This window comes from Ferrovibrio terrae (genome assembly GCF_007197755.1).
Lineage (GTDB): Bacteria > Pseudomonadota > Alphaproteobacteria > Ferrovibrionales > Ferrovibrionaceae > Ferrovibrio > Ferrovibrio terrae.
Window position 1 is genome coordinate 2,115,544 of sequence record NZ_CP041636.1, and the last position, 14,118, is coordinate 2,129,661.

General features: G+C 62.9%; 14 protein-coding genes. 4 read left to right on the forward strand and 10 right to left on the reverse strand.

What is annotated here, in order from left to right; all coding sequences use genetic code 11:
• Nucleotides 1–64 precede the first annotated feature (64 nt).
• The 3 genes from FNB15_RS10290 (at nt 65) to FNB15_RS10300 (ending at nt 2,507) form a co-directional block, all read left to right on the forward strand.
• Nucleotides 65–652 (forward strand): GNAT family N-acetyltransferase, encoded by a 588-nt coding sequence (locus tag FNB15_RS10290; protein WP_144068615.1) that lies wholly within the window; start codon nt 65–67, stop codon nt 650–652.
• A gap of 185 nt (nt 653–837) precedes the next feature.
• Entirely contained in the window at nt 838–1,092 is a 255-nt protein-coding gene (locus tag FNB15_RS10295; protein WP_144068616.1) for a hypothetical protein, read from the forward strand.
• Nucleotides 1,093–1,370: 278 nt separating this feature from the next.
• The gene (locus FNB15_RS10300; RefSeq protein WP_144068617.1) at nt 1,371–2,507 is read left to right on the forward strand and encodes a PQQ-dependent sugar dehydrogenase; all 1,137 of its coding nucleotides are present in this window, start codon (nt 1,371–1,373) and stop codon (nt 2,505–2,507) included.
• A gap of 70 nt (nt 2,508–2,577) precedes the next feature.
• Here the strand turns inward: FNB15_RS10300 and FNB15_RS10305 are convergent, their stop codons facing one another.
• The 4 genes from FNB15_RS10305 to FNB15_RS10320 form a co-directional block, all read right to left on the reverse strand.
• Nucleotides 2,578–4,122 carry a TRAP transporter large permease gene (locus FNB15_RS10305; RefSeq protein WP_144068618.1) on the reverse strand — a complete coding sequence of 515 codons (1,545 nt, stop codon included), beginning with the start codon at nt 4,120–4,122 and terminating at the stop codon, nt 2,578–2,580.
• Nucleotides 4,123–4,127: 5 nt separating this feature from the next.
• Entirely contained in the window at nt 4,128–4,691 is a 564-nt protein-coding gene (locus tag FNB15_RS10310; protein WP_144068619.1) for a TRAP transporter small permease subunit, read from the reverse strand.
• Between the two features lie 258 nt (nt 4,692–4,949).
• Complete coding sequence (locus FNB15_RS10315) at nt 4,950–5,792, reverse strand: hypothetical protein (protein WP_144068620.1); 843 nt, start codon at nt 5,790–5,792, stop codon at nt 4,950–4,952.
• 110 nt (nt 5,793–5,902) lie between these two features.
• Entirely contained in the window at nt 5,903–7,303 is a 1,401-nt protein-coding gene (locus FNB15_RS10320) for an aspartate aminotransferase family protein (RefSeq protein WP_144068621.1), read from the reverse strand.
• Between the two features lie 118 nt (nt 7,304–7,421).
• Between FNB15_RS10320 and FNB15_RS10325 the strand changes: the two genes are divergently transcribed.
• Nucleotides 7,422–8,363, forward strand: coding sequence for an alpha/beta fold hydrolase (locus FNB15_RS10325; RefSeq protein ID WP_221932790.1), 942 nt, complete (start codon nt 7,422–7,424; stop codon nt 8,361–8,363).
• A gap of 15 nt (nt 8,364–8,378) precedes the next feature.
• On the opposite strand, the gene FNB15_RS10330 is transcribed toward FNB15_RS10325, so the two are convergent.
• From FNB15_RS10330 to FNB15_RS10355, 6 genes are all read right to left on the reverse strand, one after another.
• Nucleotides 8,379–8,867: a MarR family winged helix-turn-helix transcriptional regulator gene (locus tag FNB15_RS10330; protein ID WP_144068622.1), complete on the reverse strand. Its 489-nt coding sequence runs from the start codon at nt 8,865–8,867 to the stop codon at nt 8,379–8,381.
• A 25-nt stretch (nt 8,868–8,892) separates the two neighbouring features.
• The gene (locus tag FNB15_RS10335; protein WP_144068623.1) at nt 8,893–9,285 is read right to left on the reverse strand and encodes a response regulator; all 393 of its coding nucleotides are present in this window, start codon (nt 9,283–9,285) and stop codon (nt 8,893–8,895) included.
• Nucleotides 9,286–9,388: 103 nt separating this feature from the next.
• Nucleotides 9,389–10,441 (reverse strand): protein-glutamate methylesterase/protein-glutamine glutaminase, encoded by a 1,053-nt coding sequence (locus FNB15_RS10340; RefSeq protein WP_185973807.1) that lies wholly within the window; start codon nt 10,439–10,441, stop codon nt 9,389–9,391.
• Between the two features lie 27 nt (nt 10,442–10,468).
• Complete coding sequence (locus tag FNB15_RS10345) at nt 10,469–11,329, reverse strand: CheR family methyltransferase (RefSeq protein ID WP_144068624.1); 861 nt, start codon at nt 11,327–11,329, stop codon at nt 10,469–10,471.
• A 9-nt stretch (nt 11,330–11,338) separates the two neighbouring features.
• Entirely contained in the window at nt 11,339–11,860 is a 522-nt protein-coding gene (locus FNB15_RS10350) for a chemotaxis protein CheW (protein WP_144068625.1), read from the reverse strand.
• 18 nt (nt 11,861–11,878) lie between these two features.
• Entirely contained in the window at nt 11,879–14,095 is a 2,217-nt protein-coding gene (locus FNB15_RS10355; RefSeq protein WP_144068626.1) for a chemotaxis protein CheA, read from the reverse strand.
• Nucleotides 14,096–14,118: the final 23 nt, after the last annotated feature.

Sequence of the window (14,118 nt, forward strand, 5' to 3'; positions counted from 1 at the left end):
ACGATTTCAGTCAAGGCTGGATTTTGAGGATTTATATAACCTTTAAACAGGTTATAATGACGCCATGACCAAGCTGACCTGCCATGCCCTGACACCGGAACGCTGGCCCGACCTCGCCGCCCTGTTCGGGGCGAGAGGCGCCTGCGACGGCTGCTGGTGCATGTACTGGCGGCACCAGCGCGGTGAGGACTACGAGAGTGCAAAAGGCGCCACCAATCGCCGGCGTTTCCAGAAGCTGGTGAAAGACAGCGCAGCGCATGGCGCGCTGGCCTATGTCGATGGCGAGCCGGTCGGCTGGATCGCGTTTGACCGGCGCAGCGATTTCCACCGCCTGCAGCGCGCCCGCACGCTGCGCAGCGATGACGGCGACGAGACGGCAGAGATCTGGGCGATGCCCTGCTTCTATGTGAAAGCCGGCTGGCGCAGCCGCGGCGTGGCGTCGGCGCTGCTCGACTTCGCGATCCGCCATCTGAAGCGCAAACACCGCGCCAAGATCCTGGAAGCCTATCCGATGCAGCAGCCGGCCGGCGGCAAACGCCATCCCGCCGCTTTCGCCTATACCGGCACGGTCGGCCTGTTTGCCAAGGCTGGCTTCGTCGCGGTTGGCGCACGCGATAACAGCCGACAGCGCATGCGCCTCACGCTGGCGTGACATGGCCGCAGGAGCCGCCGACAGTTTGCCCCGAGCGAGGGTCAGCTGATTGAGGTGGTTACCGCGTTCGCTGCGGCGGTCGAAATAGCCACAGGCGCCCCAGCCGCGCTCCCGGCCGGCATCTTGACTTTCCACCTATATGTACGCATTATGTTCTTTTCATCCTCTTGCTCCCGGAGGCCAGGATGTCCGAGATGCCGAATCAGGCCAGCCGCCGTCCCCGGCGGTATATCGACTGGCGGCAGGCCGCGCATTTGCTGGCCGGAGGGCAGACGCCGGCGGCGGCGGCGGCGGCGATCGGTGTCTCGGAAGACCGGCTCATGCGCCATTTTGAAACCAGCCAGCATTTTCTCAGGCTCATTCTGCGGGCTGGCGAAAGCCGCCGTTGCCTGGACCTGGCATTGCAGGCCGGCCCGGTGGAGGAGGATGCGGCGGGATAGGCGCCGATACGCCGCGATAGGCGGCCATGATGCGCCATACGCGCCGATAGGCCACGATATGACGAATAAGCTCCGAATAAGCTCCGAATAAGCTCCGAATAAGCCGGAACAACGCAGGACAAACACCCGGCAACGGTGCGGCAAAGCGGAACGAAGCCTTATGCGAAGGCAGTGAAGCAGAACAAACACATTTGATCCGGCCCCAGCCGGACGATCCTGTTCAAACCGGCGCGCGGACTTATCTTTTCACCATCGCGGATTTCTGAACGGGAGCCACTATGCGCAGAACTGCTTTCGCCGGCATTGGTCTCTCGCTCGTCCTGTCGTCTGGAGCGGCCAGCGCGCAAAATCCGCAGACGGTCCGCACGCAGGAGGCATCGGTGCGTGCCGTCACGGTGGCGAGCGGGCTGGAGAATCCCTGGGGCTTCGCCTTCCTGCCCGATGGCCGCCTGCTGGTGACCGAGCGGCCGGGCGCGATGCGGGTTGTCGACAAGGGCAAGGTCTCGCCGCCGCTCGGCAATGTGCCGAAGGTGTTCGACAGCGGGCAGGGCGGGTTGCTGGATGTGACGCTCGATCCGGAGTTTGCGCGCAACCGCACGATCTATTTTACGTATGCAGAACCTGGCCAAGGAGCGGAGCAGGGCGGCGCCGGCACCGCGCTGGCCAGCGCCGTGTTCGACGAAACACGCTTAAGCGATGTGAAGGCGCTGTTCCGCCAGCAGCCGAAGATGTCGGGCGGCCTGCATTTCGGTAGCCGTGTGGTGGTCGGTCCCGACGGCAAGCTGTGGCTCGGTCTCGGCGAGCGCTATCGCCGCGATGAATCGCAGAATCTGAACAGCCATCTCGGCAAGCTGATCCGGCTGGAGAAAAACGGCCGCGTGCCGTCTGACAATCCTTTTGTCGGCCGCAGCGATGCGCGAGCGGAAATCTGGTCCTACGGCCATCGCAACATCCAGGGCATGGCGCGCCATCCGCAGACCGGCGCGGTCTGGTTGAACGAACACGGCGCGCAGGGCGGCGACGAGGTGAATATCCCCGAGAAGGCCAAGAATTACGGCTGGCCGGTGATCACGCATGGCATCGACTATTCCGGCGCCAGGATCGGCGTCGGCAGCTCGGCCCCGGGCATGGAGCAACCGCTGCTGCACTGGACGCCGTCGATCGCGCCCTCAGGCATGGCCTTCTATACCGGTGACAGGATTCCGGCCTGGCGCGGCAACCTGTTCGTGGGCTCGCTGAAATTCGGCACGCTGCATCGCGTGGTGCTGGAGGGCACGCGCGTGGTGCGCCAGGAGCAGATGCTGAAAGAGATCGGCGACAATATCCGCGATGTGCGGGACGGGCCGGACGGCTTTCTCTACATCGCCACCGACAGCCCGCGCGGACGTATCATCCGGCTCGAACCAGCACACTGAACCGGACTCATAAAAAAGCCCGGCCCGGAAAATCACCCTGGGCCGGGCTCTTCTACTTGCGGCCGGTGTTTCAGTCAGCCGGCTTGTCCTCGTCTTCTTCTTCTTCACCCTCGGCAGCTTCGCTGCTGGGTGAATCGTCGCTGGACGCATCGTCGCCCGGAGTCTCCATAGCGGCTGGATCGGTGTCGTAGGACTGATCGGGCGGCAGTTCGATCTGGATGGTGCTGGGATCGACGCCGGTGCCGCGATCCAGCATGCCGGTCACCATCTCGGGGAAGGCGATCACCAGGCCAACCATGATGATCTGGATGCACACGAAGGGCACGGCACCCCAGTAGATCTGGCCGGTGGTGACCTTGGGGATCAGCTTGCCGGTCACCTTGTCGAGATAGTCCGCGACCGGGGCCACGCTGCGCAGGTAGAACAGCGCGAAGCCGAATGGTGGGTGCATGAACGAGGTCTGCATGTTGACGCCGAGCAGCACGCCGAACCAGATCAGGTCGATGCCCAGCTTTTCCGCCGCCGGGCCGAGCAGCGGCACGACGATGAAGGCCAGCTCGAAGAAATCGAGGAAGAAGGCCAGCAGGAAGACCATGATGTTGACGACGATCAGGAAGCCCATCTGGCCGCCGGGCAGGCTGGTCAGCAGATGTTCGACCCAGAGGTCGCCGTTCACCGCACGGAAGGTCAGGCCGAACACGGTCGAGCCGATCAGGATGAAGATGACGAAGGCCGAAAGCTTGGCCGTCGTATCCATCGCCTGACGCAGCAGCGACCAGTCGAGCTTGCGCTTCATCAGCGCCAGAATCAGGGCGCCGGCGGCACCCATCGCGCCGCCTTCGGTGGGCGTGGCCACGCCGATGAAGATCGTGCCCAGGACCAGGAAGATCAGCACCAGCGGCGGCACCAGCGACACCAGCACGCGAATGACGAGCTGCATGCCGCGCAGCGTACGCGCTTCCGGCGGCAGCGCCGGGGCGCGCTTCGGGAAGATGATGGTGATCAGGAAGATGTAGCCGGCATAAAGCGAGGACAGCACCAGGCCCGGAATGAGGGCGCCGGCATACATGTCGCCGACCGAACGGCCGAGCTGATCGGCCATGATGATCAGCACCAGGCTGGGCGGGATGATCTGTGCCAGCGTGCCCGAGGCTGCGATCACGCCGGTCGCCAGGCGACGGTCGTAGCCGTAGCGCAGCATGATCGGCAGCGAGATCAGGCCCATCGAGATCACCGAGGCGGCCACCACGCCGGTGGTGGCGGCCAGCAGCGCACCGACAAAGACCACGGCATAGGCCAGGCCGCCGCGCATCGGACCAAAGAGCTGGCCGATCGTATCGAGCAGATCTTCCGCCATGCCGGACCGTTCGAGGATCAGGCCCATGAAGGTGAAGAACGGGATCGCCAGCAGCGTGTCGTTGCGCATGATGCCGAACACGCGTTCGGGCAGCGCCTGCAGCAGGGCCGGCGTGAGCAGGTTGAGCTCGATGCCGATGAAGGCAAACAGCAGACCGTTGGCGGCCAGCGCGAAGGCCACCGGGTAGCCGAAGAGCAGGAAGAAGACCAGCGCCAGGAACATCAGCGGCGCCATGTTTTCAGTCAGAAACGCGATCATATCGATTACTCCGCGGCGCCTTCGATCGGGCTATGGGCATCATGCTTCTTGGGGGCCGGATTCGGAATCAGGCCCTGCAGGAAGGCGACGCGTTTGATCAGCTCTGACAGACCCTGGAGGATCAACAGAAAGAAGCCGAGCGGGATCAGCAGCTTCACCGGCCAGCGGATCAGACCGCCGGCATCGCTGGACATTTCGTTGCGGACGAAGGAATCGAGCAGTGCTGGCCAGGACAGATACATGATGATGATCGAGATCGGCAGCAGGAACAGGACGGTGCCGATGATGTCGATCCAGGTCAGCGTCTTCTCGGAGAAGCGGCTGACGATCACGTCGATGCGGATATGCTCGTTGCGCAGCAGCGTATAGCCGGCGCAAAGCATGAATACGAAGGAGAAGAGGTACCACTGTACTTCCAGCCAGGCATTCGAGCTGGTGTGGAAAAGATATCGCACCGAGGCATTCCCGGCACTGATGACCACCGCAACCAGAATGGCCCAGTAAACGATGCGGCCGACCCAGTCGTTGAGACGATCAACGGCTGTGCTGAAAGCCAATAGCAAACGCATGCAACAAATCCCCCTTCACCGCAGGCCTGCGAAGGCCCTCGTGACCCGATCATCAATTGGTGGTGCCGTGCCTGTCAGCTGAGTTGGCCCGGTACCAGCGTTCCCTGTTTCGGGGCGTATTTATGCTATGCGGGTCGTCCGATAAAGCCCCGGGCGGCGACCGACGCCATTTATAAACGAGGGGCTTGGCAGGAGTCAGGAAAAAAGTCGTAAATTCCGGAAATTGAACGAATATTGCCCGTCTGGCCGGAGAAACGGTCAGCCCATTTCGCCAGTGGTGGCATTGTAGTTGTTAATAATCCGGTGGAGCACGTCGAGCTGGTTGCGCGCGATCGGGTCCTGTCCGTTGAGGATCAGGGTGAGTGCCACCCGGGTAATGCCCAGTTTCGAGGCCACCTGGTCCAGGTTGATGCCGCGGGCTTTGCAGGCCACGGTGATCATGTCGAACGAGCCCTTGTCGAGGAAAACGCGGCCCCATTCGTCGCGGCCAGTCAGGCGGATCGGCTTGATCTCGAGCGCGGCATTTTTCTGCGGGCGTGGGGCGGGAGCCGCCGCGGGACGACCGGTGGGCACGGTGCGCTGTGTCGGGCGCCAGTCGGGGTCGCGCTCGAAAACTTCGAGTTGCGGCGCCTGCTCCATCAGATGCAGCAGCATGTTGCGCATATGGATCAGCAGCTGGTCGGCCGTGCCGCCGGCTTCGGGCCCATCGACCAGCAGGCTGCTCAACTCTTCCATCCGTTTCAGGCGCGAGGCAAAGAACTCGCGTGCACCATAGGGCAGGGCGGTGCGCGCCTCGATCAGGTTTTCCAGATAGCTTTGTTTGACGTCGATCTCGACTTTGAGGATCTTCGCGCGTAGCTGCGATACGAAACGACGCAGTTCGTCGCGCCGACCGGTCTTGAGCACGGAGAGCCGGCCCTCGGCGATCTCGGCAGCCTGATGGAAATCGTCGACCAGGGTGGAGAATTTGCGGAAGCCGGTCACGGTGTTGCGCTTCTCATTCACGTCTTCGGTGAACTTGAAGATGTACATGGCCCGCTGCTCGATACGCGAAACGAGCTCGTTGGCTTCCTGGTTATGGTCCTGATTGTCGGTGATCATCCGCGGGATACTGGCTGGTCAATGTTACATTAACCTTAACACACTCTTCCCGAGCGGGAACCGGCCAGTTACTCCGCCAAAAGGATAGGTTGGGCCCGAGACGTCGGCGTTCAGGCCGCAGCGTTCAGGCCTTGCTGAGACACCCAGGACATTGTCTTGGCCAATGCCCGCTCAAAGCGGTCGAACATTTCGTCGATCTCGCTTTCGGTGATGATCATCGGCGGGCAGAAGCCGATCACGTCGCCGCCCATGGCGCGGATGATCAGGCCTTCCTCCTGCGCGAAGTTCATGCAGGCGGCGCCGACACCGGCGGTAGGTGCGAAGCTGCGCTTTGTTTTCTTGTCGGCCACCAGTTCGGTGGCGCCGATCAGGCCGATGCCGCGCGCTTCGCCCACCAGCGGATGATCGCCCAGCTTGGCTATGCGGGTCTGGAAACGCGGCGCCACGGCATTCACATGGCCCAGCATGTCGCGCTCCTCGTAAATCTGCAGCGTGCGCAGGGCCACGGCGGCAGCCACCGGATGGCCGCCGTAGGTGAAGCCATGGCCAAACGTGCCGATCTTGCCCGAATTCTCGCGGATCGTCTCGTAGACATGCTCAGGCACCAGCACGGCAGAGATCGGCAGATAGGCGCTGGAGAGCTGCTTGGCGCAAGAGATGAAATCCGGCTGGTAACCGAAGGTCTGCGCGCCCCACCAGTTGCCGGTGCGGCCAAAGCCGCAGATCACTTCATCCGACACGCTGAGGATGTCGTATTTTTGCAGCACCTTCTGGATGGCGGGGAAATAGTCCTTCGGCGGCAGGATCACGCCGCCCGCACCCATGATCGGTTCGGCGAAGAAAGCGGCGACGGTGTCCGGACCCTCGGCGAGGATGAAGTCCTCCAGGTTTTTCGCCAGCCGGGCGACGAATTCTGCCTCGCTCTCGCCGTCCTGCGCGAAGCGGTAGTAATGCGGACAATCGACATGTTTGATGCGCGCAATCGGCAGGTCGAAGTCTTTATGGTTGGCGGGCAGGCCGGTGAGGCTGGCGCTGGCGATGGTGACGCCATGATAGCCCTTGATGCGCGACAGGATGGTCTTCTTGTCGATGCGGCCGCGCGCGTTGTTGTAGTACCAGATCAGCTTGATCAGCGTGTCGTTGGCCCCCGAGCCGCCTTCGGCGAAGAAAATCTTGCCAACAGGAAGCGGGCTCATTGCTTTCAGCTTTTCGGCCAGTTCGACGACAGGGCCCGTCGTCTTGTGTCCGAAGCCGTGATAATAGGGCAGCTTGCGCATCTGTTCGATGGCGGCATCGACGAGCGCAGCCTCGCTGAAACCCAGCCCGGCGCACCACAGGCCGGCCATGCCCTCGATATATTCCTTGTCCTGGTCGTCATAGACATAAATGCCCTTGCCGCGCTCGATCACCAGCGGGCCGACTGCCTCATGCTTAACCAGATTGGTATAGGGATGCAGCACATGGGCGACATCGCGTGCGGCCATCGAATTGGGCAGTTGCGGGCTGGGCATGATCGGACCTGTCTTGAATGATGCAGTATTCAGTAGACGGCGAAATCGCGTCTCTGTCAAAACGGTCCTGAGGAACCTGGCCCTATCGAGGGCGAAAAACGCTGGCTAGACTGCAGGCATGTCAACTTCACTCGCTCCGACCCTGAAACTGCCATCACCGGCTGGCGACACCATGCTGCATGGCTATGAATGGCTGCCTGCCGGCCAGGCGCGGGCGGTGGTGGTAATTTCGCATGGTATGGCCGAACATGCCGCACGCTACGCGCGTTTTGCCGCCGCGCTGACTGCGGCGGGCTTCGCGGCCTACGGCTTCGATCACCGTGGCCATGGTCATACCGGCCAGAACAGCGACAGCCTCGGTCATATGGGCGATCACGACAGCTGGAACCGCGCGGTGAGTGATCTTGCCGCGGTCTGCCGCCTCGCCGCTGAGCGCCACCCGGGCAAGCCGCTGCTGCTGTTTTCGCATTCCATGGGCTCGTTCATGGGCCAGCAGTTCCTGTACGAGCATGGCGTCAGCACTGAACTGGCCGGCGCGGTGCTGTGCGGCTCCACCGGCAAGCCGCCGCCAATCGCCGCCCTTGGCCGGCTGGTGACGCGGCTGGAGCGCCTGCGCCTTGGCCGGCGCGGTATCAGCAAGCTGGTGCAGTCGCTGTCCTTCGATGCCTTCAACAAGCGGTTTCAGCCACAGCGCACCGATTTTGACTGGCTGTCGCGCGATGCGGCCGAGGTCGACAAATACATTGCCGATCCCTTCTGCGGTTTCCCGATCAGCGTGCAGTCCTGGATCGACCTGCTGGATGGTCTGCAGGCCATCGCGCGGCCGGAAAACCAGGCGCGCATTCCCAAGGCACTGCCGGTTTTCGTGATCGCCGGCAGGCACGATCCGGTTTCGGGTGGCGGGGCTGCGCTCAGGCAGTTGCTGGGCGCCTATGCCGCCGCGGGCCTGAGCAAGGTGGAGAGCCGCTTCTACGACGAGGCGCGGCATGAACTGCTGAATGAGACCAACCGCGATGCCGTGACGGCCGATGTGATCGGCTTCTTCAACCGGTGTCTTTGAGGCTGCCTGTAAGGCCTATTTTGCGGTCGTGTCTTCGGCTGCCGGCAGCGTGGTGAGATTTCCGTAAATCCGTTCGAGCAGGCTTTTCAGCTGCGCGATCTCGGCTTCGCTGAGGCCTGCCAGCGCGGCGGTTTCAAGCTGCTGTGCCGCCGGCGTCAGCGTCGCCGTCACGCGTTCGCCGGCCACCGTCAGCCTGATGGTAATGGCGCGCGCATCGCCGCTGTCGCGGCTGCGGCTGACCATGCCGTTGGCTTCCAGACCGCCGACCAGGCGGGAGAGGGTGGAGACTTCAATGCTGGTGCGTTGCGCCAGTTCGGTCAGGCGCTGGCCGTCGCGTTCGCGCAGGGCTGCCAGCACGCGCCAGTCCTGCAGGGTGACATCAGCCGCACGCAATGCTGCGCTGAAGCGCGCGGCCAGCGAAACGCCGGCACGGTTGATCAGATAGGGCAGGTAACCGTCGAGCCGGAGCGGGGCAATGGGATCGTTGGGCTGGGGGGCCGCCATGATGCTGCGCCGGGCAGTCTGCCGCTCACGCGCCGAGCTTGCCTATTACAGACTCGATCTTCTGCTTCATAGTCGCGGCGTTGAAGGGCTTGACCATGTAGTTGTTCACGCCGGCCTGAATGGCTGTCTTGACCATTTCGGTATCGCGCTGACCGGTCGCCATGATGAAAGGCATGCGCTTGGTCAGCGGATTGCTGCGGATGGTCTTGAGCAGGGTCAGACCGTCCATCCCGTCCATGTTCCAGTCGGAAATGATCAGGTCGAACTTGTTGGAGCCGATCGCGACCAGGGCTTCCGCCCCGCTTTTCGCTTCGACAACATTCTTGATGCCGATTTCCTGCAAGCAATAGCGCGCAATGCCGCGCATGCTCATCTGGTCGTCGACGATCAAAACTCGGAGAGTGCTGGCCGATGGCATATCGCTCGCTCTTCCCTCAACGCAATCAACCCCGGCCATCCTGGCCGGAGACATTGAAACTAAAGCTTAAGATCGGGGTTTTTATCGTAAAAAACAAGGTTCCTCAACGCTGTTTGCAGCGGTTGAGAATCTCCGCCGCGACCTGGCCAATCCCTACTTCCGCTTGCACCGCCCCCATCAGCTTGGCGGCCTTGGGCATGCCATAGACCAGGCTGGTCGACTCGTCCTGCCCGATGGTCTGGGCGCCGACCTCCAGCATCTTCTTCAGGCCGACGGCACCGTCCTTGCCCATGCCGGTCAGGATCACGCCGATGGCATTATGGCCGGCATGCTCGGCCACCGAATTGAACAGCACGTCCACGGAGGGCCGATGGCCCGAGACCGGCGGATCGTGATTGATCTTGGTGTAGTAATGGCCGCCCGAGCGGTGCAGCGTCAGATGGTAGTCCCCCGGGGCGATGTAGACATGGCCCGGGAAGATGCGGACATTGTCCTTGGCTTCGGTGACGGTGACTGCCGACAGCGAATCGAGGCGGGCGGCGAAGCTGCCGGTGAAGCGTGGCGGCATATGCTGGGTGATCAGCACCGGCGGGCTGTCCGGCGGCAGGATGGTGATCACTTCCTTCAGCGCCTCGACACCGCCGGTGGACGAGCCGATCGCCACGATGATGTCGGTCGAATTGAAGCCGGGACCGGGCGTCAGCCGCTTGGGCACGGCGCCCTCGACCGGCCGGTTGCGCGCCACCACGCGGGCGGTGGCGGCGGTCTTCACCTTGGCGATCAGGTCGATCTTGATCTCTTCCAGGGCGTGTTTGATGTCCAGCGTCGGCTTGGGCACGAAATCGACGGCGCCCATTTCCAGCGCCTGCATCGTGATGTTGGCGCCCTTTTGCGTCAGGGTCGAGACCATCACCACCGGCATCGGCCGCAGGCGCATGATCTTCTCAAGGAATGAGATGCCGTCCATGTTCGGCATCTCGATATCCAGGGTCAGGACATCGGGATTCAATTCCTTGATCATCGTGCGGGCAACCAGCGGGTCGGGCGCCGCGCCGACCACGTCGATCTCCGGATCGCTGGACAGGGCCGCGGTCAGCAGCTGACGGATCAGCGCGCTGTCGTCAACGATGAGAACCTTGATGCGTTTACCGGCCACTACGCTGCTCCGCACGTCCCAGAATGATCATGCAATCTTGCGATGGATGTTACGGCCCAGCAGTTTGAACCGTTCGGTGATACCGAACAGGTTTTCCGAATGACCGATATAGAGGAAACCGCCCGGCGCCAGCAGGTTGGCGTAGCGGTCGAACAGCACGCGCTGCGTGTCCTTGTCGAAATAGATCACGACATTGCGGCAGAAAATGACGTCGAACGGGCCCTTCATCGGCCAGTGGGCGACGAGGTTGAGGTGCTTGAAACTGATCAGGTTGCGCGCCTCTTCGGCCATGCGCACCTTGTCCTCACCATAGGGTTCGAAATACTTGCGCGGGATATCGGCGGGCATGCCTTCCAGCGCGGCGGCCGGATAGATGCCTGCGGTGCCGCGGCGAACCATTTCGGTGTCGATGTCGGTGGCGAGGATTTTGGCATCCCACTGCTTGATGTCGGGCATCGAGCGCAGCAGCGTGATCGCTGTGGAATAGGGCTCTTCACCCGACGAGCAGCCGGCCGACCAGATGCGCAGACGGCGGCCCTGGCTCACGGCGCGGGCGCGGATTTCCTGCAGCGCGGTGGTGGCGAGATGCTCGAAATGGTGATTCTCGCGGAAGAACTTGGTCAGGTTGGTGGTCAGCGCGTTCAGCGTGGTGCCCAGCTCGTCGCCGCCGGCATCCGAGCCGATGAATTCGATATACTCGCGGAAGCCGTTCATGCCCAGCTTGCGCAGCCGCTTGGCCAGGCGCGCATAGACCATGTTGTGCTTGGTCGGCCCCAGTTCGATGCCGGTCTTTTCCTTCAGCATCGCGCGCAGATAGTCGTAGTCGCTGGCCGAGAAAGCGAATTCCCGGTCTTCGGCCGTCGGACTGTCGGTTGTGCGGGTTGCCATGTTCGGAAATCAGGCCGCCGCTTCGCTCGGACCGGTCAGCAACGGCTTGCCGGTGGAGTCGGCGGCTTCAAGCATCCGGCCGGAGAACATGCGCTCCAGGCCGATCAGGCCGACCATGCGGTCGCCGACCGTGATCAGGCCTTCCATGAAGCCCAGGCCGCTGACCTGTTCCATGTCGGGCATCGGCCGGATTTCATCTTCGTTGATCGTGATGATGTCTGACACCGCGTCGACTAGGATGCCGACGATGCGCGAGGAGACCGAGACGATGATGACGACGTTGTATTTGGTCGGTTCGGTGCGCGGCATGCCGAAGCGGGCGCGCAGGTCGAAAATCGGCACGATGGCGCCGCGCATGTTGATCACGCCGCGCACCACTTCCGGGGTGTTCGGCAGCGGCGTGGTCTCGGACCAGGCGCGGATTTCGCGCACCGCCATGATGTCGACGCCATATTCCTCGTTGCCGACCGTGAACGACACAAGCTGTACCGTGCGGGTGGAGCGGGCGGCCTGTTCTGCTGCGGTTGCCATGGAAAGGCCCTCCTGGGGTTACGCTGCCGGTGCGGTCAGGCGCGGCGGATTGCGCCCCTGGCCTTCATGTTCGGCGATGTGCTTGATGCCCGCGACATCGAGAATGAGCGACACGCGGCCGTTGCCAAGGATGGTGGCTGCGCCAACGCCGCGGATCGGATCGAAATTCTCTTCCAGGCTTTTGATAACCACCTGCTGCTGGCCGATGATCTCGTCCACCACCAGGCCCATCTTCGAACTGTCTTCCATCTCGACGATGATCACGAGCGCCTTGGTCGGGTCGTTGATGCCGCTCGGCACCTTGAAGATGCGATGCAGGTAAACCAGCGGCACGTACTCGCCACGGATCCGCAGCAGTTCGCTCTGGTTGGCCACCACGTTGATCTGGTCCTTTTCGGGACGCAGGCTTTCCACGATGTTGGCGAGCGGCAGGATGTAGGATTGCACGCCGACCTTGAGCACCATGCCATCCAGTACGGCGAGGGTAAGCGGCAGGGTCAGGATGAAACTCGATCCCTGGCCGGGGCGCGACTGGATATGCACGCGGCCGCCGAGCGACTGGATGTTCTGGCGCACCACGTCCATGCCGACGCCGCGGCCGGAGATGTTCGACACCGTGTCCGCCGTCGAGAAACCGGGCAGGAAGATCAGGTTGTCGATTTCCTCGTTGCTGAGAGTGGCATCGGGAGCGACCAGCTTCTTCTCGATCGCCTTCTTCATGACCTTTTCGCGATTGATGCCGCGGCCATCGTCGGTGATTTCGATGACGATGCGGCCGCCGCGCTGGTCAGCCGAGACATGGATCACGCCTTCCGGCGGCTTGCCCGCAGCGGTGCGGTCTTCCGGCGTTTCGATGCCATGATCGCAGGAATTACGGATCATATGGGTGAGCGGATCGCCGAGTTGCTCGATCACCGTCTTGTCGATCTCGGTATTCTCGCCGCTCATGTCGAGGCGGATTTTCTTGTTGGTCAGCATCGCCAGCTCGCGCACCAGACGTGGCAGGCGGGCAAAAACGCTTTTGACCGGCTGAGCGCGCATCGCCATCACGCTTTCCTGCAGATCGCGGATGTGATGCGACAGTTCGGCCAGGCCGTTGGCGAGTTCAGGATGCTGGTCAGCGTGCAGATGCTCGGTCTGCTGCGCGATCATGGCATGCGTGATCACCAGCTCGCCGACCATGTTGACCAGCTTGTCGACGCGGTCGAGATCGACGCGGATCGAACGTACCGCCTTGGTGTCGCCGCCACCGCCGCCAGCACCACCGCCCGCTTCCGCCTTGGCGGCAGCGGGTTTGGGCGCGGCAGTCGCTTCGGCCTTTGGCGCCGCCGCGGCAGCGGGCGCTGCGGCCTGCTTGGGCGCGGCTTCAGCGACGGGTTCCGGCTCGTCCTCAGCTTCGGCAACCGCAGGCTCTGCGGCGGCATCTGGCGGATTCAGGCAGGTGATCTCAAGGTCGCAATCATCCAGCACGAATTCGAAGACATCCTTGATCGCCTGTTCGCCGCGATCGGTCTCGATGTCGAATTCCCACTTGATATAGGCGCCTTCGGGCTGAATCTGGTCCAGCGGCGGGATGGCATCGGCGTTGGCGCGGGCGATGAAGCTGCCGAGTTCGCGCAATTCGCGGATCAGGATCAGCGGCTCGTTGGCGCGCTGGTACAGCGCATCGCGCGGCGCGAATTTAACAAGATATTTCAGCAGCGGCACCTTGGCGGCGGCGGCAGGCGCCGGTTCCGGCGCCTTCGCCGGTGCAGGCTCGTCCATCAGGGCGTCAGCGCCGCCGGCAGCAAGCTGCGCATCCAGCGCCGCCATTGCCTCGTCGGCGGCATGCGGATCGGCATTCACCCCCACCGTGGCGGCCATGTCGATCAGCGACTTGCGGCCATCGCTCTCGTGTTCGGCTGGCAGTTCGGTGCCGGTCTGCGCCGCCTTCACCAGGTCGGACAGGATGTCGGCGCAATGCAGCACGACCAGCACGGAATCCGGGGTCGGCTCCAGCCGGCCGTCGCGCATCAGGTCGAGCACGGTTTCGAAGATATGCGCGAACGCGACCAGGCGTTCGAAGCCGAAGGCGCCGGCGCCGCCCTTGATGGAATGGATGGCGCGGAATACGGCATTCAGCGTGCCGTTGTCGCCCTCGCCCGCCTGAAGCGCCATCAGATGGCCTTCGAGGTCGCCGAGCAACTCCTCGCATTCGGAGAAGAAAGTCTGTTTGAATTGGGCTAGATCATCCATGGGGCGCGTCCTGCTTCTGCTCC